17 protein-coding genes and 1 pseudogene are annotated in these 21286 nt (G+C 72.4%); 11 read left to right on the forward strand and 7 right to left on the reverse strand.

The features are described from left to right. Positions 1–777, reverse strand: coding sequence for an SDR family NAD(P)-dependent oxidoreductase (locus ABZ342_RS17470; protein ID WP_360473893.1), 777 nt, complete (start codon positions 775–777; stop codon positions 1–3). 105 nt (positions 778–882) lie between these two features. On the opposite strand from ABZ342_RS17470, the gene ABZ342_RS17475 reads away from it, so the two are divergent. Continuing rightward, the gene (locus ABZ342_RS17475; RefSeq protein ID WP_360473895.1) at positions 883–2091 is read left to right on the forward strand and encodes a helix-turn-helix domain-containing protein; all 1209 of its coding nucleotides are present in this window, start codon (positions 883–885) and stop codon (positions 2089–2091) included. Positions 2092–2156: 65 nt separating this feature from the next. Here the strand turns inward: ABZ342_RS17475 and ABZ342_RS17480 are convergent, their stop codons facing one another. From ABZ342_RS17480 to ABZ342_RS17490, 3 genes are all read right to left on the reverse strand, one after another. Next, on the reverse strand, positions 2157–7412 hold the full coding sequence (locus ABZ342_RS17480; protein WP_360473897.1) for an RHS repeat-associated core domain-containing protein: 5256 nt from the start codon (positions 7410–7412) through the stop codon (positions 2157–2159). A 462-nt stretch (positions 7413–7874) separates the two neighbouring features. Next, positions 7875–8165, reverse strand: a complete 291-nt coding sequence (locus tag ABZ342_RS17485) for a transposase (protein ID WP_360473899.1) — start codon at positions 8163–8165, stop codon at positions 7875–7877. Between the two features lie 151 nt (positions 8166–8316). Continuing rightward, positions 8317–9159, reverse strand: a complete 843-nt coding sequence (locus ABZ342_RS17490) for a TIGR03620 family F420-dependent LLM class oxidoreductase (protein WP_360473900.1) — start codon at positions 9157–9159, stop codon at positions 8317–8319. Positions 9160–9259: 100 nt separating this feature from the next. On the opposite strand from ABZ342_RS17490, the gene ABZ342_RS17495 reads away from it, so the two are divergent. From ABZ342_RS17495 to ABZ342_RS17505, 3 genes and pseudogenes are all read left to right on the forward strand, one after another. Then, on the forward strand, positions 9260–10138 hold the full coding sequence (locus ABZ342_RS17495; RefSeq protein WP_360473901.1) for a LysR family transcriptional regulator: 879 nt from the start codon (positions 9260–9262) through the stop codon (positions 10136–10138). Between the two features lie 153 nt (positions 10139–10291). Then, positions 10292–10465 (forward strand): annotated as a pseudogene (locus tag ABZ342_RS17500) (TetR-like C-terminal domain-containing protein); the annotation flags it as partial. Between the two features lie 164 nt (positions 10466–10629). Then, entirely contained in the window at positions 10630–12639 is a 2010-nt protein-coding gene (locus tag ABZ342_RS17505; RefSeq protein WP_360473903.1) for an ATP-binding protein, read from the forward strand. Between the two features lie 9 nt (positions 12640–12648). On the opposite strand, the gene ABZ342_RS17510 is transcribed toward ABZ342_RS17505, so the two are convergent. After that, positions 12649–13152 (reverse strand): MarR family transcriptional regulator, encoded by a 504-nt coding sequence (locus ABZ342_RS17510; RefSeq protein ID WP_155546762.1) that lies wholly within the window; start codon positions 13150–13152, stop codon positions 12649–12651. 240 nt (positions 13153–13392) lie between these two features. Here ABZ342_RS17510 and ABZ342_RS17515 point away from each other — a divergent pair, with 240 nt between their 5' ends. Next, positions 13393–14337: an NADP-dependent oxidoreductase gene (locus ABZ342_RS17515; RefSeq protein WP_360473905.1), complete on the forward strand. Its 945-nt coding sequence runs from the start codon at positions 13393–13395 to the stop codon at positions 14335–14337. Positions 14338–14354: 17 nt separating this feature from the next. Further along, positions 14355–15305, forward strand: coding sequence for an alpha/beta hydrolase (locus ABZ342_RS17520; RefSeq protein WP_360473907.1), 951 nt, complete (start codon positions 14355–14357; stop codon positions 15303–15305). A gap of 78 nt (positions 15306–15383) precedes the next feature. Here the strand turns inward: ABZ342_RS17520 and ABZ342_RS17525 are convergent, their stop codons facing one another. Further along, positions 15384–16328 carry an LLM class F420-dependent oxidoreductase gene (locus ABZ342_RS17525; RefSeq protein WP_360473909.1) on the reverse strand — a complete coding sequence of 315 codons (945 nt, stop codon included), beginning with the start codon at positions 16326–16328 and terminating at the stop codon, positions 15384–15386. 81 nt (positions 16329–16409) lie between these two features. Between ABZ342_RS17525 and ABZ342_RS17530 the strand changes: the two genes are divergently transcribed. Together ABZ342_RS17530 and ABZ342_RS17535 are read left to right on the forward strand one after the other, a co-directional pair. Further along, positions 16410–16970, forward strand: coding sequence for a dihydrofolate reductase family protein (locus ABZ342_RS17530; RefSeq protein WP_360473911.1), 561 nt, complete (start codon positions 16410–16412; stop codon positions 16968–16970). Positions 16971–16975: 5 nt separating this feature from the next. After that, positions 16976–17917: an RNA polymerase subunit sigma-70 gene (locus tag ABZ342_RS17535; protein WP_360473913.1), complete on the forward strand. Its 942-nt coding sequence runs from the start codon at positions 16976–16978 to the stop codon at positions 17915–17917. 25 nt (positions 17918–17942) lie between these two features. On the opposite strand, the gene ABZ342_RS17540 is transcribed toward ABZ342_RS17535, so the two are convergent. After that, positions 17943–18872, reverse strand: coding sequence for an AraC family transcriptional regulator (locus ABZ342_RS17540; protein WP_360473915.1), 930 nt, complete (start codon positions 18870–18872; stop codon positions 17943–17945). 120 nt (positions 18873–18992) lie between these two features. Between ABZ342_RS17540 and ABZ342_RS17545 the strand changes: the two genes are divergently transcribed. Genes ABZ342_RS17545 through ABZ342_RS17555 form a run of 3 tightly spaced genes read left to right on the forward strand, consistent with a single transcriptional unit; the run spans position 18993 to position 21229 of the window. Then, entirely contained in the window at positions 18993–19847 is an 855-nt protein-coding gene (locus tag ABZ342_RS17545) for an NAD(P)H-binding protein (protein ID WP_360473917.1), read from the forward strand. Then, on the forward strand, positions 19847–20428 hold the full coding sequence (locus tag ABZ342_RS17550; protein WP_360473919.1) for a hypothetical protein: 582 nt from the start codon (positions 19847–19849) through the stop codon (positions 20426–20428). Before ABZ342_RS17545 ends, ABZ342_RS17550 begins: the two co-directional genes overlap by 1 nt. A gap of 42 nt (positions 20429–20470) precedes the next feature. After that, the gene (locus ABZ342_RS17555) at positions 20471–21229 is read left to right on the forward strand and encodes a PIG-L deacetylase family protein (protein WP_360473921.1); all 759 of its coding nucleotides are present in this window, start codon (positions 20471–20473) and stop codon (positions 21227–21229) included. Positions 21230–21286: the final 57 nt, after the last annotated feature.

Here is a 21286-nt window from a genome sequence, read left to right on the forward strand (position 1 = left end):
TCAGCAGGCTCGCGCGCTGAGGCCGCCGTCGACGGGCAAGCAGACGCCGTTTACGTAGGCGGCTTCGTCGGAGGCCAGGAACACGGCGGCGTTGGCCACGTCCCACGGGGTGCCCATGCGCCCGGTCGGGCTGGCGGCGTCCCGCCGGGCCCGCGCCCCGGGGTCGGCGTCGAGCTGGCGTCCGACCAGCGGGGTGTCGATGAGGCCGGGCAGAACGGCGTTGACGCGGATGCCGTCCCGGGCGTGGGTGAGGGCGAGGGCGACGGTGAGCTGGTTGACCGCGGCCTTGGCCGCCATGTAGGCGGGGTAGTCGTAGCCGGTGTGGCGGATCGCGGCCAACGACGACACGTTCACGACCGCGCCGCCGCCGGCCGCGCGCAGCTGGGGCAGAGTGTGCTTGCAGGTGAGGAAGACTCCGGTGAGGTTGAGTGCGAGCGCTCGGTCCCAGGACTGCCGCGTCAGCTCGGCCAGGCCGCCGGTCACGGCGACGCCGACGTTGTTGTGCAGGATCGTCGGCGCGCCGAGCTCGGCGGCGGTCTCGAGGGCGCGGACGACGTCGTCCTCGTCGGTCACGTCAGCCGGAACGCCGAGGGCGGTGCCGCCCTCGGCGGTGATCAGCCCGGCGGTCCGCGCGGCGCTTCCGGTGTCGATGTCGATCGCGGCGACCCTCGCCCCGGCTCGGGCGTAGGCGAGCGCCGCGGCCTGGCCGTTGCTCAGGCCGGCACCGCTGGAGCCCGCGCCGAAGACGAGCGCGACCCGGCCGTCGAGGCGACCCATGAGAACTCCCTTCACCGGTTGTCCTCATCTTCGGCGGGCGGTGGCGCGCCGGAAACCGCGTCCCGTCGTACATTCGGTGCTCGTGGTTCCACAGATTGTCGGACGGTGCGGGTGACGGACGAGGACGAGCTGCAGGTGCTGATCGACGACCTGGCCGAGGAGCTGGGCCGGTCGGTGATCATCGACGACCCGCTGGTCCGGATCCTGTGCGCCAGCCGGCACTTCGGTGACGAGGACGAGCTGCGCGTCCGTGCCGTCCTGCAACGCGACGCCGGCCCGGAGGCCAGTTCGCACGTGCTCGCCCAGGGTGTCGCTCGCTGGACCGGGCCGGGCATCGTGCCGGGCCGGGCGGACCTGGGCATGCGCGATCGGCTGTGCGTGCCGCTGCGCGAGCGTGGCGAGCTGCTCGGGCTGCTCATGGTCATCGACGCCGAGCACACCCTCACCCCGCGCGAGCTGGCGAAGATCCAGGACCGGTCCAGGACGGCCGCTGCCGTGATGCGCCGGCGCGCCCTTGCTCACTCCGCGGACCGGACGGCGGAAGCGCACTTCCTGCTGCGGCTGCTGCACCCGGACGCCGGTATCCGGGCGGAGGCGCTGGCCGGCGGTCCGGCCGAGGACGGCCCGGTGGTCGCCGTCTCGCTGCGGGTGCGGGATCGCGAGCTACCGGACGCCGAATCGGACGTCGCGTTGCACAGCGTCCTCGAGTCGGCCGCGCTCCGGCAGCGCCACCGGGTGCGCACCGCGGTGCGCGACGGCCACGGCACGGCGCTCTTTTCCGGTGCGGCCACCGCGGACGTCGGAGGCGTCGTCGAGCGGATGGCGGCCGGGGCCGGCCGGCTGCTCGACGTGCCCGGGGCGGTCCTCGCCGGGATCGGTGCCCCGGCGGCCGGCCTGGGCGAGGCATGGCGGTCGTACCGGCAGGCCGAGGTGGCGGTCCGGGGCGCCGGCCGCGTCCCCGGCGCGGGTGCGGTGGTGCGGTGGGCGGACCTCGGTCCGTACGCGATGGTCTTGCAACTGCCCGCCGGGCAGCCGGGGCTGCTGCCGGCGGCGTTCACCCGGCTCGCCGAGCACGAGAAGGCCGACCGCCTGCTCGAGACGCTCCGGGCGTTCCTCGAAGCGGGCGGCTCGATCCGCCGGACGGCGGACGCCCTGCACCTGCACCGCACGTCGTTGTACTACCGCCTGGACCAGATCCGCGCGATCACGGGCCTCGACCTGGACGACGGCGGCGACCGGCTGCAGCTGCACCTGTCCCTGCTGCTCACCGCCCTGGAAGCGCCAGCGCATCGCCAGGCTCCGCTCGGTCGGTAGCTCGGCCGTGTCGGCCCGCTTCGCCGTCGTCGGCGGCGGCGCACCGGTGGTCCTGCCGCCGCCGCTCAGCCCCGCCCTTGCCGCTTGCCCCAGAAGTACTCGTTGGCCAGGTTCTTCTTGATCTGGTCGGAGAGCCCGGCGTAACGCGGGTCGCTGTTCAGGACGTTCTCGATGTCCTGGACCGCGTTCTGGGTCTGCGTCTTCTTCGGGTGGTCGGCGGGCAGGTTGTTGACGTCGTTCTGGAAGTCCTCCCAGCTGTGCTTCGTCTTGTTCGCGTTGCCGGGGATGTCGTTGAGGGTGTACGAGGTCCGCGGCGGGTCGTCGAGGTTGAACTTGTTCTCGTGGTGCAGCACGTTGTGGTACTCGATGACCGACTGGTTGGTGTTGCTGCCGTTGTACCCGAGCTGGTCCTGCTTGATGTGGCCCATCTCGTGGTACAGCGTCTTGTCCGGCTGGCCGGCACCGAGGTTGATCGTGCCGGACTGGTGGTTGTACCCGCCGCCGCCCTGGAGGTCGAGAGCGTCGTGGGCCTTGTTGTGCCCGAACTCCCCGGCGACGGTGTCCGCGTCGTAGCCCATGTAGTGGCCGACCGTCTTGCCGTGGTCGGCCGGGCCGAAACCGTGGGCCACGTCGGGCGGCAGGTCTTCGATCTTGGTGTTCAGCTTGACGTTCGGGTCGTCCGGGATCTTCAGGGTCTTCTGCGGCCCGTCGATGCCCAGCTCGTTCTGGTAGTCGCCGTACTTGTCCCCGAACGGCCGGTTGTCGTTCGCCGGACGGTTGTTCCCAGGGTGATCGGGGCCCGCGGGCTCGTAGTCGATGGGCGTGTGCTGGTTCTGGTTGCCACCGGAGTGCGATTGACCGCCGCCGGTGTGGTCGCCGCCGGGCGTACCCGTGCCGTGGCCGGGCGGGGGCGGAGGCGGCGGAGGTGGCGGCGCGCCGGTGGCCCCGTGCCCAGGGGGCGGCGGGGGCGGAGGTGGCGGCGCGCCGGTGTTCCCGTGGCCCGGGGGAGGCGGCGGTGGCGGTGGCGGCGGCGCGCCGGTGTTCCCGTGCCCCGGGGGCGGGGGCGGCGGAGGAGGCGGCGGCGCGCCGGTGGCCCCGTGCCCTGGGGGCGGCGGGGGAGGCGGTGGCGGTGGTGGCGGTTGCGGGGACGGGTTGGAGTTCTGGACGTGGGTGGCGTCGTTGCCGGCGTTGGCGTGCGGCGGCGGCGCCGGGTGCGGTGCGGGTGTGTCGGTGTCGTCGGCCAGCTTGCTGCTGGTGCAGCCGAGGCCGAGCGGGTCGGCCTCGGACAACGGGTTGGGCACGTAGGCGATCGGGTTCGGCGCCGGGCTGAGCCCCAGCGGGTCCTGGCTGAGGTAGCGGCCGGTGCCCGGGTCGTAGTAGCGGAAGACGTTGTAGTGCAAGCCGGTCTCGTCGTCGGCGTACTGGCCGGGGAACCGCAGCGGCGTCGACACGCCGCCCGGGCGACCGGGCGTCACGCGGCCCCACAGCGACGTGGTGGCGTGCCAGGCCACGACCCCGTGGGCGTCGACCATGTCGACGGGCGTGCCGATCTGGTCGGTGACGAACGAGAAGAACCGCACCCCGGCGCCGAGGTGCTCGGTCTGCGTGACCGGGCGCGTGCTGCCGGGGTAGTGGTCCCAGGTGAGCACGAGCTCGCGGCCGTCGGCGCCGCGGTGCACCTGCTCCACGAGCAGCTGGCCGCTCCAGGTGAACGTGACCTCTTCGGCCACGCTGCCGTCCGGCGCCAGGCGCTGCTTCGCGGTGCGACGGCCGAGCGGGTCGTAGCGGTAGCGCCACTCGGCGCCCTGGGGCGTCCGGACGCCGAGGAGGCGGTCGAGCGGACCCCAGTGGTAGGTCCAGGTGCCGCTCGGGTCGCTGCGGGTGGTCAGGCGGCCCTGCGCGTCGTAGCCGAACCGGACCGGGCCCGCGGCGGCCAGCGTGTTGCCGGTGTAGTCGCGCGGTCCGAGCTCGGCGGCCGGCAGCTGCGCGTGGACGATGTTGCCGGCCGCGTCGTAGCGGTAGCTCTCGGTTCCGCTTCGCGCGGCGACGTCGGTGACGCGACCGGCCGGGTCGAGCCGGAACCGCACCGGCCCGGAGAGGGCGTCGTCGACGCCGACGAGGCGGCCGTCGGGCTGGTAGAGGTAGCCGCGCTGCTGGATCACGCGGGCGGTGTCGCGCGCGGTCACGGTCTGCCGCGTCAGCTGGTGCTCGGCGTCGAACGCCTGGGTCAGCGTGGCGCCGGTGCCGGTGGTGCGCTCGATCTCCCGGCCGGCCTCGTCGTGGCGGAACGAGACCACCTGCCCGCCGACGAGCAGCGACGCCGGGGTTCCGTCGGCGTCGTAGGTCCACGCACTGTCCACTCCGGACGGAGTGTGGCGCCGGACGCTCACCTCGTCGTAGGAGTACGCGATCGCGCGGCCGTCGACGGTTTCCCGCACGACGTGGCCGAACTCGTCACGCTCGATCTCCACCACGCTGTCGCCTTCGGTGGCGCGCACGAGGAAACCGACCGGGTCGTAGGTGTAGGTGGTCACGCCCGCGGCGGTGTGGCGCTCGACCACGTTGCCCAGGGCGTCGTAGGTGAACGTCGTGGCCGCGCCGAGGCCGTCGACCGACTTCACGAGCTGGCCGGCGCCGTCGTACTCGAAGTGCAGCACGCGGCCGTCGAAGTCGGTCTCGGAGACCGGGCGCCCGGCGGCGTCATAGGTGTAGGACCAGGTCAGGCCCGCGGGGTTCGTCACGCGCGTCAGGCGCAGCTCGGTGTCGTACTCGTACGCGGTCCGGGCTCCGGTGGCGTCGATCTTCGCGACGGTGAGGTCGAACGGACCGTACTCGTAGCGTTCGCCGCCGTGCTCGACGACGTTGCCCTCGGGGTCGTAGCGCCACTTGTCCTGCCGGCCCGTCGGCCCGATCCGGAGGGCGCGGCGGCCCTCGACGGTCCAGTCGAGCCGGGTCCGGGCCCCGGAGGCGTCGGTGACCACGCGCGGACGGCCGAACAGGTCCCGCTCCGCCGGGTCTTCGACCGGGGCCGGCGCGACCTCCGCGCGCCACTGCCGGTCCTGCCGGAACTCGACGTCCGCCGTGGAGCGCACCGCGAGCAGGTCGGGTGCGGTCCCGGCCGGGTACACCCGCCGGTGGGTCCGGGCGCCGCTGGTGACCGTGAGCGTCAGTGAACCGTCCGCTCCGGACTCGACTCCGGCGCGGGTCCCGTCCGGCCGCACGATCGTCGTGAGCAGGCCCTCCGCGGTGTACTCGAACGCCGTGGTGCGGCCGAGCGCGTCGGTGCGGGACAGGAGGCGGTCGTAGCGGTCCCAAGTGGACACCGTCGTCTCGCCGAGCGGGCCGACCTCGCGCACGACCTGGTCGGCTTCGTTGACGTGGAATTCCGTGCGGTGGCCGAGAGAGTCGGTGTAGGTGGTGACGCGGTTTTCGCGGTCGTAGGCGAACTGGCCGTCGTAGAACCCGCGGTCGCCGACGGTCCGCACGCAGCGGCCTTCGGCGTCGTAGACGTAGCGGTACCAGACGCCGTTGCGGTCCTGCCAGCCGGTGATCCGGCCGTCCGCGTCGTAGTCGTAGGTCTCGGCCAGGCCCGAGGAGTTGATCACGCGGGTCAGGCGGCCGAGTTCGTCGTAGCCGAAGGTGCGGGCGAGCACGGTGAGGTTCTTCTTCGGGTCGACCACCCGGATCGCCGTGATCCGCCCGGCGGCCGAGTCGAGCTCGACCAGGTAGCCACTCGTGTGCCTCAGGAGCTTCGGTGCGCCGGACCGGTCGTACTCCACGTCGACCCGGTCGCGCCCGGCGCCGATCATCGCCGACACCGGAAGGGTCTCGCCGCCCCGGCCCGGAAGCCGGCCGAACCGCAACTCCGTGCCCCGCAGGGGATCCGTGACCGAGTACGTGCCGTCTTCGCCGACGCTCAGCGGGCGGCGCGGACCCTCCGCCGGCTGTACCGGGGAACCGACCGCGGGGATCGGGTAGACGAGGATCGTGCCGTCGGCGCAGTAGAAGGTCGCGGTGCGCTCGTCGAACTCGAGGCGCTGGTCCACGGTGGACGTCCAGACCGGGCCGAACCACTGCCCCGCGCGGTAGGTCGAGAGGTGCAGCCGCTCCAGCACGAGCGGGTCGGGCAGGCGCAGGTCCACCTGCTCCAGCACGACGGCCCCGCGCACCACGTCGACCGGGTCGGACTTGCAGACCAGGTTGTCCTTGCCGACCGCGGTGTCGCGCGGGTTGTCCGGCTTGGGGGAGGGCGGCGGCGTGTTCGCCGGCCCCTTGGTCCCGGCACCGCCGCCTCCGGGCGGGTCGCCCTTCGCGAGTGGCGGCGGGGTGCCGTGGTCGCCCGGGGGCTTCACGGAGTCGTCGCCACCGGTCTTGCCGGGCGGCGGCGTGTGGTCCTTCGGGGTGCTGTGGTCGCCCGAGGCCGACGTGCTGTCGTCGCCGCCCTTGGCCGCCGGTGGCGGTGTGTGGTCCTTGGGGGTGCCGCCGCCGTCGCCACCGGGAGTTTTCCCCGGTGGCGCCTTCGGGGTTCCGTTGATGTCGCCGACCTTGGGCGGCGGGGCGGACTTGCCGACCTTGATGTTCTTGAGCGCTTTGCCCGCGTCCTCGAACAGCGTTCCGGCCCTCTTCAGCAGCGGCACCAGGGCCTTCAACGCCTTGACGAGCTTGGTGACCAGGTCGGTGATCTTCGACGCGGTTTTCGCGACCGCGGTGATCACCTGCGGGACGACCCAGGTCAGGCCGATGCCGAGGGTGAAGATGACCTGCAGCGCCCAGCTGATCAGGTGGCCGACGAGTTCGGAGATGATGTCACGCACCAGGGTGCGGACCGCGGCCACGACCTCACCGGCGGTTTTGACGCCGCTGGAAGCACCTTCGCAGCCCTGCTGCGCGGCTTGCAGGGTGGTGGCGACGTCCTGTCCGCGCTGCCGGTAGGTGTCCGAGGCTGGTCCGGACCACGACTGCAGATCGGCCTTGATGGCGTCGGTCAGGTCCGAGGAGACGCTGCCGAGCTCCTTGGCGACGTTGGCCCAGGTCTCGGACTGGGCGGCGATTTCGTCGGCGTTGCCGGTGAGCGCGTTGAGGGCGTCCTTGAGCGGGCCGACGTGCTCCATCAACCAGCTGACCCCGGCGGCGAGGATCGCGCCGAACGGGTCCATGGCCATCGACAGGGCGTCGAGCGCCGTGCCGACCGCGCCCATCGCCACCGACGCCCAGTCGCCGCTCTTGATGGCGGCCGAGAGATCGTTGGCGGATTCCAGGAGCGAGATGCCGGAGTAGGCCTTCGTCGAGTCCTGGGTCGGCGCGATCAACGGGTTGCTCACGTCGGCACGCTAGCAGGGGGGCCACCGCCGTGTGCCCGAACTGCGGCGTTGTCCGAATAGTCGGTTCGCCGGAACCGGGCGTTCGCCCGGCGGGCCCGCAACCGCACGCCGGCAGGCGTTGAGCTAGGGCGTGTCTGACAAAGCCTTGGTCCAAGTGGTCACTGGATGGAGAACAATAGCTGATCGGTAGACGATGGCGAGCTTGTCATAGCGAGTAGCCAGGCCTCGCTACTGTTTGAGCAGGTTCAAACGGCGTTCGACGACGTTGCGCCCGCGGTAATCCACCGGGTCGAAGGCAGGTGGACCGCCCGACGGATCCGCAGGTGCCGCATCAGGTGCGGGAACATCGGTGCGTCCCCGGCCTGACCGGGCCCGACCAACGTCACCAGCGGGCGGCCGTTCCCGTCGACGAGGTGGTGGACTTTGGTGCTCCAGCCGCCGCGGGAGCGGCCGATCGCGTGATCAGGCGGCTCGGTGAGCAGATCCGTGTAGTTCGATCCAGCCCCCTGTGGGGCGGGTGCTGTTGGTGGCGTGTTGGTGCGCTCTGTCGATCGTGGAATCCACCGACACCGACCAGTCGATCAGTCCGGCGGCGTCGGCTTCGGTGAGCAGGCGGTGCAGGACGGTGTCCCAGGTGCCGTCGCGGGCTATCCGGCGGTGCCAGGTCCAGATCGTCTGCCACGGACCGAACACCGCCGGGACATTCCGCCAGGCGATCCCGCATCGATACCGGTAGATGATCCCTTCGACCATCGCGCGGGCATCGGAGAACGGCGGCCCTGTTTGCCGGTGCGGGTTCGAAGCAGGTCCTCGATCAAGGCCCACTGATCGTCTGAGAGTAACTGAAACCGCGACACGGCTGGCAGCATGGCAGGCGCCAGTCGACACCTTTGTCAGACACACCCTAGGCCCGAAGCACCTCGAGTTCGCGCGCTGCTGCGGCGATTGCGCGCAGGACACCGATGGGGTCTTCGCCCACCGCGTGCAGGCCCACGTGGTTCGCTCCGGCCGTGATCTCCGTGTGGATGCCGGCCGCGATGGCCGGCGCTTCGCCGTGGAACACGAGTACGTCGATCAACCGGTCGCTGAACGGGTCGGTGAGATCGTCGTCGGTGTAGCCGATGCGCCGGAGGTTGTTGGCGTAGTTGGCGATGCCGAGGATCTGGCGCAGCCCGGCCCGGCCGGTCTCCCGGGCCCGGTCGGCGTCGGCGTCCAGCACCACGCCGTGGCCGGGCACCACCAGCTTGGTGGGACCGAGGGCTTCCCGGGCGCGGCGGGTGTGTTCGGGCGTCACCTGGAGCGTGAGGGTGCCCGCGGCGCGCTCGGCGGCCAGCCGGAGCATCTTGGGGCCCAGGGCGGCCAGCAGCACACGGTCGGCGGGGACGCCGGCCGCGGTCAGGGTGTCCAGGTAGCCGGCGACCTTCGCCACCGGTGACGTGTAGCCGGTGTTGACTTCGCGGTGGCCGGCGCCGATGCCGATGAACAGTCGCTCCGCGTGCTTGGCCGCGATGCGGTGGTAGGAGTCCGCGACGGTTTCCGCGTCGGCCTGCCACACGTTGAGCACGCTGGTGCCCACCACGATCCGGTTCGTGGCGTCCAGCAGCCGCTCCGCCGAAAGGAGATCAGCGGTCGGCGACGCCGCCAGCCAGATCGCGTCGTAGCCGGCTTCCTCCAGCGCGACGGCGTCCGTCGCGGTCGCCTCGGCAGCGGTCAGGTAGGCGCCGAGGGGCCCGAGTTCGATGGTCATGATCACGACTACAGCACCGGCCGGCCACGTGCACCAGCGCCAACCGCTACGTGCTGCGATAAGCTGAACTTATCGTCGGTCCGGTCCGAGGCGGGGAAGCATGGAGTTGCGGGCGCTGCGCTGTTTCGTCGCCGTCGCCGACGAGCTGCACTTCGGCCGGGCCGCCGAGCGGCTGCACATCGCGCAGCCCGCGGTCAGCCAGCAGATCGCCCGGCTGGAGCGGGAACTCGGGGTCCGGCTGTTCGACCGGTCGCCGCGCCGGGTCCGGCTCACCGAGGCCGGGCAGCGGGTGCTCGATGCGGCACGCACCACGCTCGCCGCGGCCGGCCAGGTGAAGATCGCGGCGAAGCAGGTCCCGACGACGGTGCGCATCGGCACCGCCGCGGGCATGACCGCCCGTCTGGAACGCGGTATCGACGCCCTGCGCGAGCGGGCGCCGGAGTTCGACGTGGTGCTGGTCGACCTGCCGGTCGAAGCCCGGATCAACGCTCTCCGGCAGGGTGACCTCGACCTGGCGCTGACCCGCGGCGTGGGCTCCGTACCCGGGCTGACGGTCCTGCCGGCCTGGGAGGAGAACCTGCTGGCGGTGGTGTCCGGACGGCACCCGGCCGCGGACGGCGCCGCCGTCGGTTTGGCCGAGCTGGCCGGCGACTCGCTGCGCTTACCCGCCCGGGAGCACGACCCGTCGTTGTACGACGCCGTGGTCCTGGCGCTGCGCGACACCGGCCTGTGCCCGCCGACCGGCCGGCCGGTCGGCACGCTCCAGGACACGATCGTCGAAGTCGGCTCGGATCCGCGGAGCTGGACGGTGCTGTCCGCCGACCAGGTCGCCGAGATCCACTCGACTCGTGTCCGGGCGATCCCGCTCGAGCCGGCGATCACGATCGCCGGTGGCGTCATCGTCGCCGCGGATGCGGGTAACGCAGCCGAATGCGCGGTGGCGGCCTTCCGCGACGAAGAGGTCCCGCACCGTCCATAGTGGACACCGGCAACACCCTGCGGCGGCACGCTTCGCCGCCGCCGGTCACCGCAACAGGTGGTCGAGGCAGGTGTTCTGTGGAGCCGGTCGAGAGCAAGACAGTGACACCGCCCCGGACGCCGACCCCGGCGCGCCGGGGCCGGCAAAGCCGCGCTGTACCGGCGGTGGCGGTCTAAGCAAGCCCGGGCGATCCTGCAGGCCGCGATCGACCGCGGCGAGCTCCCGCCCGGCCTGGAAGTCGAGCTGGGCACCGACCTGTTGATCGCGCCGCCGGCCTTCCGGATGCTCGTGCTCGAGGTACCGATCGATGACCGGTACCTGGAAACGCTGACGGAGGCGGCCCTGAAGGCAGCGTCCTCAGGAGCGACGAGCGGACTCCGCCCCACCTGCCGCGAGGGAACCGCGCCCCCGGGCGGTTGCGGGAGAAAACCGGCGTATCCGGCTCCGTCTGCCATGCTGACCGGCGTCGGAGCCGGCGAGAGGAACAGTGAGTGGGTACGACGGGTCTGGCGGCTCGCCTGGCCGAGGCGCGGACCGGTGCGCTGGTGGGCCGGGAGCCGGAACGGGCGGTGCTCGACTGGATGCTGTCGGGAGCGCCGGACGCTCCCGTGGTGGCCTACGTGCACGGTCCCGGCGGGATCGGCAAGTCGTCGCTGCTGCGCTACGCCGCCCGGCAGGCGGCGCTCGCCGGGCGGCGGGTGGTGCCGGTGGACGCCCGTTACCTCGACGCCGATCCGCGTCGCCTCGCGGAGGCCGCCGCCGCGGCGTGCGCCGATCCCGGCACCGTCCTGCTCCTCGACACTTTCGAGCAGTGCCAGCCGCTCGAGGGGTGGCTGCGCGAGACCTTCCTGCCGCGGCTGGCCGAGGGCGCGCTGGTCGTCCTGGCGAGCCGGGTCGCGCCCGACGCCGAGTGGTCGCTGGATCCCGGCTGGGCGCCGCTCTTCGCCGCACTGGCCGTGCGGCCGCTCGATGCCGTCCAGTCCACTGCGTTGCTCGCCGCTCGCGGTGTCCCGGCCGAGCAGCGCGGCGCCTTCGTCGCCTTCGCCGGAGGCAGCCCGCTCGCGCTGTCCCTCGCCGCCTCCGTACCCGCCGAGGGGCCGGGCACGCCGTGGGAACCCGCCGGGGACGTGCTGACGACCCTGGTCGACCGGCTGGTCGGCGACGTCCCGACCGCGGCGCACCAACGCGCCCTCGAAGTCGTCGCGCAGGCGTACGTCACCCGGGAGCCGGTGCTGCGAGCGGTACTGGGTGCGGCGGAAGCCGCGCCGATGTTCGCCTGGCTGCGGCAGCAGCCCTACATCGAGGCGACGCCCGAAGGGCTGTACCCCCACGACGCCGTGCGGGCCACGCTCGAGGCCGACCTGCGCTGGCGGGACCCCGAACGCCACGACGACGTCCGCGTCCGCGTCTCGGTGGCCTGCCTGCAGGCGGTTCGCGGTGCCGCCGAAGACGACGTGCTGCTGCGGGTGGCGGAGTGGATGTTCCTCTTCCGCGACCGGAGCGGCCCGGAGGACCCGTACGACTGGGGAGCGCACCCGCACATCGAAGACCGTCCGCTGCGCCCCGAGGACGTACCCGAGGTGGTGCGGATGGCGGAGGAGGCCGAGGGCGCGGCTTCCGCGGCCGCGGCCGCGCACTGGGTGCGTCGCCAGCCGGAAGGCTTTCGCGTCTACCGGTACGCGGGCACGGCCGAGCCCGTGGGGTTCATGGCCATCCTGCGGCTCGACACCCCGCTGCCCCGGGACCTCGCCGCGGACCCGGTGATCGCGGCGCTGTGGGAACACGTGGCGGCGGCCGCTCCGCTGCGGCGGGGCGAGCACGCGGGCGTCCGCCGCTTCGCGGTGCAGCCCGGCCACCACCAGCGGCCCTCACCCCTGCTGGACCTGATCAGCAGGCGCACCATCGCGGAAGAGATGCGGACCCGCGGGCGGGCGGTGACCTTCACCGTCTTCGAGGACGCCGTGCGCTGGCGCGACTACCTGGCCGAAGCCGGGCTGCGAGAGGTCGCGGCCGTGGACGTCGGCGGGCGGCGGCAGCACCTCTTCGGCCGGGACTGGCGGCGGCAGACCGTCGAGGAGTGGGTCGAGCACCGGGCCCGCGCCGTGGCCGCGCCCGTGGCCACGTGGCCGGCTCCGTCCGCGGGGGCCCGGATGGCCCGCGCCGAATTCGAGCACGGCGTCAGCGAGGCGCTGCGCACCTGGCACACCCCGGCCGCATTCGCGACCAGTGTCCTGGTGCGCTCGCACCTGGTGCCGGCGGGATCGGGCGACCCGGTGGCGGACCTGCGCGGCGCCATCACGGCCGCCCTCGACGCGCTGCCGGTCGACCCCGCGGGGGTCAAGGCGCGCGAAATCCTCGTCGCCACCTACATTTCCGCTTTCCGCACCCACAAGGCGGCCGCGCGGCGGCTCGGGCTGCCGTACGGCACCTACCGGCGTCACCTCGCCCTGGCCAAGGACCGGCTCACCGAGCAGCTGCTGGGCTCCTCACCGGGGGAGTGAGGGACGCGCTCACGCGCCGCCTTTGCGGCGGCGCGGCGCGGCCGACCGGGGCGGCGTCGAGCGCATGTGGTCGCGCACCGGGGCCAGCAGACCGGCGAGGGCCTGGACGTCGGCGCGCGAGAGTGGCTCGAACAAGAGGCCGCTGACCACCTCGACGTGGCCCGGCAGCACCTTCGCCAGCAGCGCTCGCCCGGCGTCGGTGATGGTGACGGTGACGCTCCGCTCGTCCTCGGGGGACGGGGCGCGCACGACCAGGCCCGCTTTCTCGAGCAGGCCGGCCTGGTAGGTCAGGCCGCTGCGGCTGTAGACGACGCCGTCGGCCAGGTCGGTCATGCGGTGGCTGCCCGTCGGCGAGTCGCCGAGGCGGGCGAGCAGCTGGAACTGCACGTAGCTGAGGTCACCCGCCTCGCGCAGCTGCTGCTCGACCGCGTGCCGCAGCAGGCTGGTCACCTCGATGAGGTCGAAGTAGGCGCCGAGCTGCACGGGGTCGAGCGAAGGCGGTGAGTCGGGCATGCCCGGAGTCTACTGCTTCGAATTCGAATGAGTGTGCCCGGCGACGCGGCGGGCAGTCGTGAGCAGCGGTGAGCACCGCGGAAGGTGGAGCCCTGGCCGGGGTGTGCAGCAGGGTCGCGGGCAGGAGGACGGTCTCGCTGATTCCGGTGAGAGCCGGCTCACTTGATTCGAATTCAAAGCAAGCGTACTGTCCTCGTCAGTTGCTTCGAATTCGAAGCAGGTGGACGAAGGAGAGTTCCGATGAAGGCAGTGCGCTTCCACGAGTACGGAGACCCCGCTGTGCTGCGCTACGAGGACGTCGACCAGCCGGTCCCGGCGGCCGGGCAGGTACGGGTCCGGGTGGCCGCGACGTCGTTCAACTCCGTCGACGGAAACATCCGCGGCGGGTTCATGCAGGGCCCGATCCCGGTGCGGCTGCCGCACACGCCGGGTCTCGACGTCGCGGGCACGGTCGACGCGCTGGGGGAGGGCGTGGCGGGTTTCGCGGTGGGTGACCCGGTCGTGGGGTTCCTGCCGATGGACAAGCCCGGCGCCGCCGCGGAGTACGTCCTCGCGCCGGCCGAAATCCTCGCGGCGGCCCCTTCGAGTGTCCCGCTGGCCGAGGCCGCCGCGTTGCCGGTGGTGGCCCTGACCGCCTATCAAGCGCTGTTCGACCACGGCAACCTGCAGGCCGGGCAGCGGGTGCTGGTCAACGGCGCCGGTGGAGCGGTCGGTGGTTACGCGGTGCAGCTGGCGAAGCAGGCCGGGGCGTACGTGATCGCCACGGCGAGCCCCCGCAGCGCCGACGCGGTGAAGGCGACCGGGGTCGACGAGGTCGTCGACCACACCACCACGAACGTGGCCGACGCGGTGACCGACCCGGTCGACCTCGTGCTCAACCTCGCGCCGGTGGCGCCCGAGCAGCTGGCCGCGCTCGTCACGCTCGTCCGCCCGGGCGGGGTCGTGGTCAACACGACCGTGTGGATGCCCGCACCGTCCGATGAGGACCGCGGTGTCCGCGGCATCGACCTGTTCGTCCGCAGCGACGCCGGCCAGCTCGCCAAGCTGGTCGCCCAGGTCGACCGCGGCGAACTGCGCGTCGACGTCGCCGACCGCGTCCCGCTGGCCGACCTGGCCGCTTTGCACGCCCGCGCCGCCGACGGCGCCGTGCACGGCAAGGTCATCGTCCTCGCGCCCACCGCCTGACCCCGGAAGGCAAGACCATGGCACTCAGCCTGGACCCCGAAATCGCCGCGGCACTGGCCCCGATGGCCGTCGCGATGGCCGACCTGACACCCCCGGCGGTGGGTGACGTCGCGGCGCAGCGCGCCCGGTGGGAGCCGATCATCGGCGCCGCGAGCACCGCTCAGCCGATCCCCGCCGACGTCAAGACCACGGACCACTTCGCGACCACGGGCGACGGCGCGCGGATCGCCTTGCGCTGGTACGTCAAGGAAGGGGCGGCACCCGGGCCGGCCGTGGTGTTCTTCCACGGCGGCGGTTACGTCTTCGGCCACATCGACCTGTTCGACGGCCCCGTCGCCCGCTACGTTTCCGCCGGCGGCGTGCCGATGCTCTCGGTCGACTACCGCCGCGCCCCCGAACACCCGTTCCCGACGCCGGTCGAGGACGCTTACACGGCGCTGAACTGGCTGCACGAGCACGCCGCCGAACTGGGCGTCGACCCCCGGCGGATCGGCGTGATGGGCGACAGCGCCGGCGGCGGCCTGGCCGCGGCCGTGTCGATCCTCGCGCGGGAACGCGGCGGTCCGGACATCGCCCGGCAGATCCTGATCATGCCGATGCTCGACGACCGCACCCCCGCCCCGGACGAGCACATCGCGCCCTACCTGCTGTGGTCCTACGACGACAGCCGCACCGCGTGGCCGGCCCTGCTCGGCGACGCCGCCGGTGGACCCGGCGTGCCGCCCACCGCGGCCCCCGCCCGGCTCGAAGACGCGACCGCCCTGCCCCCGGCCTACATCGAGGTCGGCCAGCTCGACCTGTTCCGCGACGAAGACACCGCCTACGCCACGAAACTCGCCCGCGCCGGCGTGCCGGTGGAGTTCCACCTCCACCCCGGTGCGCCCCACGAGTTCGACTCGATCGCGTTCGAATCCGACGTCGCCCGGCGCGCCATCGCCGACCGCGTCCGCGTGCTCAAGTCCCTCTGAGCCGCCGGCGCGCGTCGACGGCCCTGGTGTCGTGCGGCGGATGGCGTCACCCGCCGCACGGCGCGGGAACAGCTCGGGTCAGGTGGCGATGAACTCGGTGGCGAAAGTGCGCAGGGTGTCGGCGTCCAGCGCGTCTTGGAACCCGACGATCAGCTCGTCCACGCCCGCGTCGCGGTAGACCTCCAGCCGCTTGCGGATCGTGTCGACGGTGCCGATCAGGCCGTAGCCGGCCAGCTCGCCCGGGAACACCAGCGGCGCCCACGGCGGGACCGCGGCACGGGCTTCTTCGTCGGTGTCGGCGATGATGCAGTAGCTCGTCGAGGTCTTGGTGATCTGCGAGAAGTCACGGCCGACGGTCTCGCAGTGCCGGGCGAGGACCTGGAACTTGCGGTGGACCTCGTCGGGGGATTCCTGCACGTTGCACAGGTCGCCGTACAGCGCGACCAGCCGCAGCGTCACCTTCTCCCCGCCGCCGGCGATCATCACCGGTGGGTGCGGCAGCTGGACGCCGGTCGGCAAGCTGACCGCGCCGGCGGTGCTGAAGTAGTCGCCGTCGAAGGTGGCCGGATTTCCCGTCCACAGGGCGTGGATGATCTTCAGCGCCTCCTCCAGGCGCCGGAGGCGCTCACCGGCGCCGGGGAAGTCGTAGCCGAACGCCGTGTACTCCTCTTCGTACCAGCCGGCGCCGATCCCGAAGGTCAGCCGCCCGCCGGAGATGACGTCGAGATTGGAGGCCATCTTGGCCAGCAGGGCGGGGTTGCGGTAGCCGTTGCCGGTGACCAGCTGCCCGAGCCGGGCCGTGCCGACTTCACGGGCCAGCGCGGCCAGCGTGGTCCAGGCCTCGAACACGTAGGACCCGGACGGGCCGAAGGGGATGAAGTGGTCCGGTGCCCAGATGGTGGCGAACCCGGACTCGTCGGCGACCTTGGCCAGCTCCAGGAGCTTGGCGAACGCGGCGACCGGGTCGGTGTAGCCGGCGAACTCGTGGGTCGTGCCGGTGGGCAGGTAGTAGCTGAGTTTCATGGCAGGTCAGACCACCGGCGATCCCCGAAGGAATCGGCGCCGGACCGATTCCTTTCCGGACCCGGCGAAGTCCAACCTGCCATGACGACGGACTCTTCGCGGCGCCTGGTGCTCAGCACCCTGTCGTCGCTCAACGGCGTGATCGGCGAACCGATGGCCTGGGCCGGACCTTACTTCGGCCCGGGCAGCGCGACAGCGTCGCTGACGGCGCTGCGGCAAAGCTCGGCGATGCTGATGGGCCGGCGGACCTACGACCTCTTCTCCCGGCAGTGGCCGGACACCCCCGGCGACTACGCCGCCCACCTCAACGCCATGCCGAAGTACGTGTTCTCCCGGACGCTGCGGGATCCGAGCTGGACCAACACCACCGTGCTCGGCGGCGACATCACCGACACCGTCGCGCGGATGAAGCGCGAGCCCGGCGGGGATCTGGTCGTCTACGGGCACGGCCGGTTCGGGCGGACGCTCACCGCGGCCGGACTGGTCGACGAGCTGACCTTGACCGTCGTGCCCGTGATCGTCCCGGACGGCGAGTCGTTCTCCCGCCCCGGCGACGCACCGAGCACGTGGGAACTGCTCGACGCGGGGCCGGGCGCCGATCCGGGTCTGGTGTCGCTGCGCTACCGGCCGCGACGAGGATGACGGACATGGCGGAGTCGTGGGACGACCTCGAAAGCTACCGGCCGGAACTGGTGGCCTTGTGCTACCGCATGACGGGCTCGGCGCACGAGGCCGAAGACCTGGTGCAGGAGACCTACCTGCGGGCGTGGCGCGCCCGCGCGTCGTTCGAGGCACGCTCGGCGGTGCGCACGTGGTTGTACCGGATCGCCATGAACGTGTGCCTCACGGCGTTGAACGGGCGGGGCCGCCGGGTCCTGCCGGCGGGGCTCGGTACTCCGGGCGAGGACCCGGACGTCCCGTTGCCCGCGGCCCAGGCCCTGTGGCTCACCCCCTGGTTCGGCGACCCGGCGCACGTGGCCGAGCAGCGCGGGATGCTGCGGCTCGCCCTCGTCGCCAGCGCGCAGCACCTGCCGCCGCGGCAGCGCGCGGCGTTCCTGCTGCGCGAGGTGCTGGCCATGCCGGCCACCGAGATCGCCGAGGTGCTCGGCACGAGCGTGCCCGCGGTCAAGAGCGCCCTCCAGCGTGCCCGGTCCCGGCTCGACGAGCTGGCGCCGTCGCCGGAGGAGATCACCGAGCCGGACTCGCCCGCGGCGCGCGACATCCTGAACTCCTACATCACCGCTTTCGAGACCGCCGACATGGTGGCCCTGACCCGGCTGCTGCGCGACGACGCGACCCTCGAGGTGATCCCGTCGGGGTTGTCGCTGTCCGGAAAGCGTTCCTGCGTACCGTTTCTGGCCGAGTACGTGCTCACCGCACCCGGGCTCTACCGGATGTTTCCCACGGTCGCGAACGACCAGCCGGCCGCCGTGGCCTACTACTGCGCGCGGCCCGACGCGCCGTTCCGGCCGTTCGGGCTGGCTGTGCTGACCAGCGACACCACGCACCTGGTCTCGATCACGACCTTCCTCGACCCGGAACTGGTCGCCGCGGCGGGCTTCCCGGACGATCCCGGCCGGATGCCGTGACCGCGAGGCCGCGCGCCCGGGAAGATCATCCGCCGGGCTCGGCCCGGTAGCTGCCGGGGGTGGTCGCGTATTCCCGTGCGAACGCCTTGGCGAAGGCGAACGGGGAGCCGTAGCCGACGGCGTCCGCGACGCGGGCCAGCGTGTGGTCGGTGGTGCGCAGCAGCTGGGCCGCGGTGGTCATCCGCCAGCGCGTGAAGTACGTCAGCGGAGGTTCGCCCACCACGGAGGTGAACCTGCGGGCGAACGCCGCCCGTGACAGCCCGGCGACGGCGGCGAGCTGCTGCACCGTCCAGGCTCGGCGGGGGTCGGCGTGCATGGCCGCCAGCACCGGGGAGATTTCGGGGTCGCTCAACGCGGCCGACCAGCTCGTCGTCGTGCCGTTCTCGGCGCCGGCCATCCAGGCGCGGATCAGGTAGACCAGCAGAGCGTCCACAAGGGACGGTGCCACGGCGGCGGCCCCGGGTGGCGCCTCGTGCAGCTCGGCGCCGAGCAGGTCCACCATCGCCCGCAGCCCCGGATTCCGGCCGGGGGCGGCCGGCAGGTGGACGACCTCCGGCAGGTCTCGCAGTAGTGGATGCGGGCGGCGGCGCATCAGCTTGTACGCGCCGCACACGATCGTCGACCGAGCTCCGGATCCGGGCAGCGCGAACCGCCCGAACGAGCCGCCCGGCCTGTCCCGAACCGGGGCGAACGCGGTGAGGGGCGCATCCGGCGCGGAGACCATCGCGTGTGGAGCGCCGCGGCCGAGCAGGACGACGTCCCCGGGTCCCAGCTGGACCTCCGCGAAAGCCTTTCCGTCCAAGGGAACCAGCCGGCAGCTGCCCTGGAGGACGACGTGGAAGGCGGCGCCCAGGACCTGGTCGAAGCGCAGTCCCCACGGCGCGTGCACTTCGGTGAGGGCGGCGACCGGCCGCCCGACCCGCATCGCCGTCAGGATGTCGGCCAGCACGTCCATGCCGGCAGTCTACGGCGTCGAGACGCTGAGACAAAGAAGTGCGACTTTCGCCCATTTCCCGTCTCTTCAGCTCGCCATAGCGTGGTGCCATCATCCACTGATCGTGAACGGGAGACGATGATGAAGACGGTGTGGGTCGAAGGGGCCACCGGCAAGGCGGGCAAGCGCGTGACCGCCGCGCTCGCCGCCGCGGGTCTTGCGGTGCGGGCGGCCAGCCGGCATCCGGGAGCGCCCACCGCGAACGTCACCCCGGTGCCGTTCGACTGGGCCGACGAGTCCACCTGGGCCGGTTCGGTCGCCGGCGCGGACGCGCTGTTCCTGAAGGGACTCGACGTGCTGGACGACGCGGCCTCGGTGATCGCGCGGCTCATCGCCACGGCCCCGCGGGCGGAGCACGTGGTCCTGATGTCCGCCTTCGGGGTCGACAAGGCGCCGGCGGCCGCTCCGCGCGCCCGGGTCGAACAGGCGGTGCGGGAGTCCGGCCGGAACTGGACGATCCTGCGTCCCAACTGGCTGATGCAGAACTTCGACGAGGACGACGCGGTGTACGCCAGGGCGATCCGCGACGACGACGAGCTGTACGCGGGAAGCGGCACCCACCGTGCGGCTTTCGTCGACACTCGCGACGTCGCCGACGCGGCCGTCGCGGTGCTGACCACCGACGGCCATCACCGCCGCGGCTACGACCTCACCGGGCCCCGGTCGCTGACGTTCGCGGAGGTGGCCGAAACCCTGTCCGCCGCGTCGGGGCGAGCGATCCGCCACGTCGACGCCGATCTCGAGGCGCACCGGGCGCATTTCGCCCGTTCCGGTCGCCCGGACGCGTGGGTCGAGCACATGATGGAGCTGTTCGCCTTCGTGCGCGCCGACGTCTTCGACGGCGTCACCGGCGATGTCCGGCGGCTCACCGGCCATGCTCCGCGTTCGCTGGAGGACTACGCGCGATCAGCGTGTTCGTTCCGTAAGCTGGGGTGATGGAGGGGGATTCCCGGGGGTTGGGGCGGGCGGAGCCGGCTGGCGAACTGGAGCGCGTCGGGGCGGTGGCACTGCGGACGACGGCGTGCTGCCTGGCCTGGGTCCCCGCTCTTGCGTTCTTGCTTTTTTCCCACAGCATCGGTGACGGTCCTCGGAACAATGCGACGGATATCTTGGCGTTCTGCGTGATCGCTGTGTCGTTGTTCTTCACGCCGGGGGCGATATTGTGGTGGCTGCGCTACGAGTCGGTCCGGCGCACCGGCTGGCGAGCTGCGACGGTCACGGCAGTGTTCGTGGACCTGCCGGGTTGCCTCGGGGCTCTCGCTTCCGCGGGGCGGACCAATGCCAGAAGGCTCGACTACGTCGTCCACTACCTCGACGGCCGTGGTGCTCGGCTGCGGGGTGGTGCCAGCTTGTGGCATCACCCCCCGCTGGTGGCCTTCGATGGCGCGCAACCCGCGTGGGTCGGTGGTTCGGGTCGCTTGATCGTCGTCCTGTTCGCCGGCAGTCGCTGGGGCCCTTCCCGTCCGCGTGCGGTACCTGCGAAGTTCATCGGCGTCCTTCCCGCCCGCTCGCAGTAGCCGAAGGTCTCCCGGAAGACGTCCGGCGCCGGAAGCGGCAGGATGGCCGGCATGACCTTGCCTGCGCTCCCCGAGGAGTCCTTCCGCCGCGTGCTCTGCGTCGTCGCGCACCCGGACGACATGGAGTACGGCACCTCCGCGGCCGTCGCCCGCTGGACGGCGCGCGGCATCGAGGTCGGCTACCTGCTGCTCACCCGCGGCGAGGCCGGCATGCCCAACCCGCCCGAGGAGACGGCCCGCCTGCGCGTCGCCGAGCAGCGGGCCGCCTGTGACGTCGTCGGTGTCGAGCACCTGACGGTCCTGGAACACCCGGACGGGGTGCTCGTCTACGGGCTGGACCTGCGCCGGGACATCTGCCGGGAGATCCGCCGGTTCCAGCCCGACGTCGTGTTCGGCACCGGGTTCGACGTCGAAACGCCGTACGGCTTCGACCAGGCCGACCACCGCGCGGCCGGGCTCGCGACGCTCGACGCGATCCGCGACGCGGGCAACCGGTGGGTCTTCCCGGAGCAGGTCGAGGACGAGAACCTGGAACCGCACTCCGCGCGCTGGTACCTCACTCCCGGCATGACGGACGTGACCCACGGCGTCGACGTCACCGGTGAGCCGCTGCGCCGCGGCGTCGCCTCGCTCGAGGCGCACGCCGCGTACCTGGCCGCGCTGCCGGACCACCCCGCCCCCGCGGACTTCATCCCGCAGTTCGCCGCGATGGGCGGCAAGGCCATGGGGGTCGAGCACGCCGTCCTGTTCCGCGCCCACGACCTGCAGGCCCCACCCGAGGTGACGCCGGACGGGTCGTGAGCCGGTGAGCGGTCGGTGTCCCAGCGCCGGCCGACGTGTCCCGATCACGTCGGCCGG

Origin of the sequence: Amycolatopsis sp. NPDC005961, from assembly GCF_040629235.1 — a bacterium.
In the GTDB taxonomy this organism is placed as follows: domain Bacteria; phylum Actinomycetota; class Actinomycetes; order Mycobacteriales; family Pseudonocardiaceae; genus Amycolatopsis; species Amycolatopsis camponoti.

What these genes read in the sequence shown, in the direction of transcription:
- ABZ342_RS17510 (WP_155546762.1), bottom strand. Translation starts at nt 13,152, where the DNA reads ATGCCCGACTCACCGCCTTCGCTCGACCCCGTGCAGCTCGGCGCCTAC.
- ABZ342_RS17490 (WP_360473900.1), bottom strand. Translation starts at nt 9,159, where the DNA reads ATGACCATCGAACTCGGGCCCCTCGGCGCCTACCTGACCGCTGCCGAG.
- ABZ342_RS17515 (WP_360473905.1), top strand. Translation starts at nt 13,393, where the DNA reads ATGAAGGCAGTGCGCTTCCACGAGTACGGAGACCCCGCTGTGCTGCGC.
- ABZ342_RS17535 (WP_360473913.1), top strand. Translation starts at nt 16,976, where the DNA reads ATGGCGGAGTCGTGGGACGACCTCGAAAGCTACCGGCCGGAACTGGTG.
- ABZ342_RS17540 (WP_360473915.1), bottom strand. Translation starts at nt 18,872, where the DNA reads ATGGACGTGCTGGCCGACATCCTGACGGCGATGCGGGTCGGGCGGCCG.
- ABZ342_RS17520 (WP_360473907.1), top strand. Translation starts at nt 14,355, where the DNA reads ATGGCACTCAGCCTGGACCCCGAAATCGCCGCGGCACTGGCCCCGATG.
- ABZ342_RS17470 (WP_360473893.1), bottom strand. Translation starts at nt 777, where the DNA reads ATGGGTCGCCTCGACGGCCGGGTCGCGCTCGTCTTCGGCGCGGGCTCC.
- ABZ342_RS17550 (WP_360473919.1), top strand. Translation starts at nt 19,847, where the DNA reads ATGGAGGGGGATTCCCGGGGGTTGGGGCGGGCGGAGCCGGCTGGCGAA.
- ABZ342_RS17555 (WP_360473921.1), top strand. Translation starts at nt 20,471, where the DNA reads ATGGCCGGCATGACCTTGCCTGCGCTCCCCGAGGAGTCCTTCCGCCGC.
- ABZ342_RS17545 (WP_360473917.1), top strand. Translation starts at nt 18,993, where the DNA reads ATGAAGACGGTGTGGGTCGAAGGGGCCACCGGCAAGGCGGGCAAGCGC.
- ABZ342_RS17485 (WP_360473899.1), bottom strand. Translation starts at nt 8,165, where the DNA reads ATGGTCGAAGGGATCATCTACCGGTATCGATGCGGGATCGCCTGGCGG.
- ABZ342_RS17525 (WP_360473909.1), bottom strand. Translation starts at nt 16,328, where the DNA reads ATGAAACTCAGCTACTACCTGCCCACCGGCACGACCCACGAGTTCGCC.
- ABZ342_RS17530 (WP_360473911.1), top strand. Translation starts at nt 16,410, where the DNA reads ATGACGACGGACTCTTCGCGGCGCCTGGTGCTCAGCACCCTGTCGTCG.
- ABZ342_RS17495 (WP_360473901.1), top strand. Translation starts at nt 9,260, where the DNA reads ATGGAGTTGCGGGCGCTGCGCTGTTTCGTCGCCGTCGCCGACGAGCTG.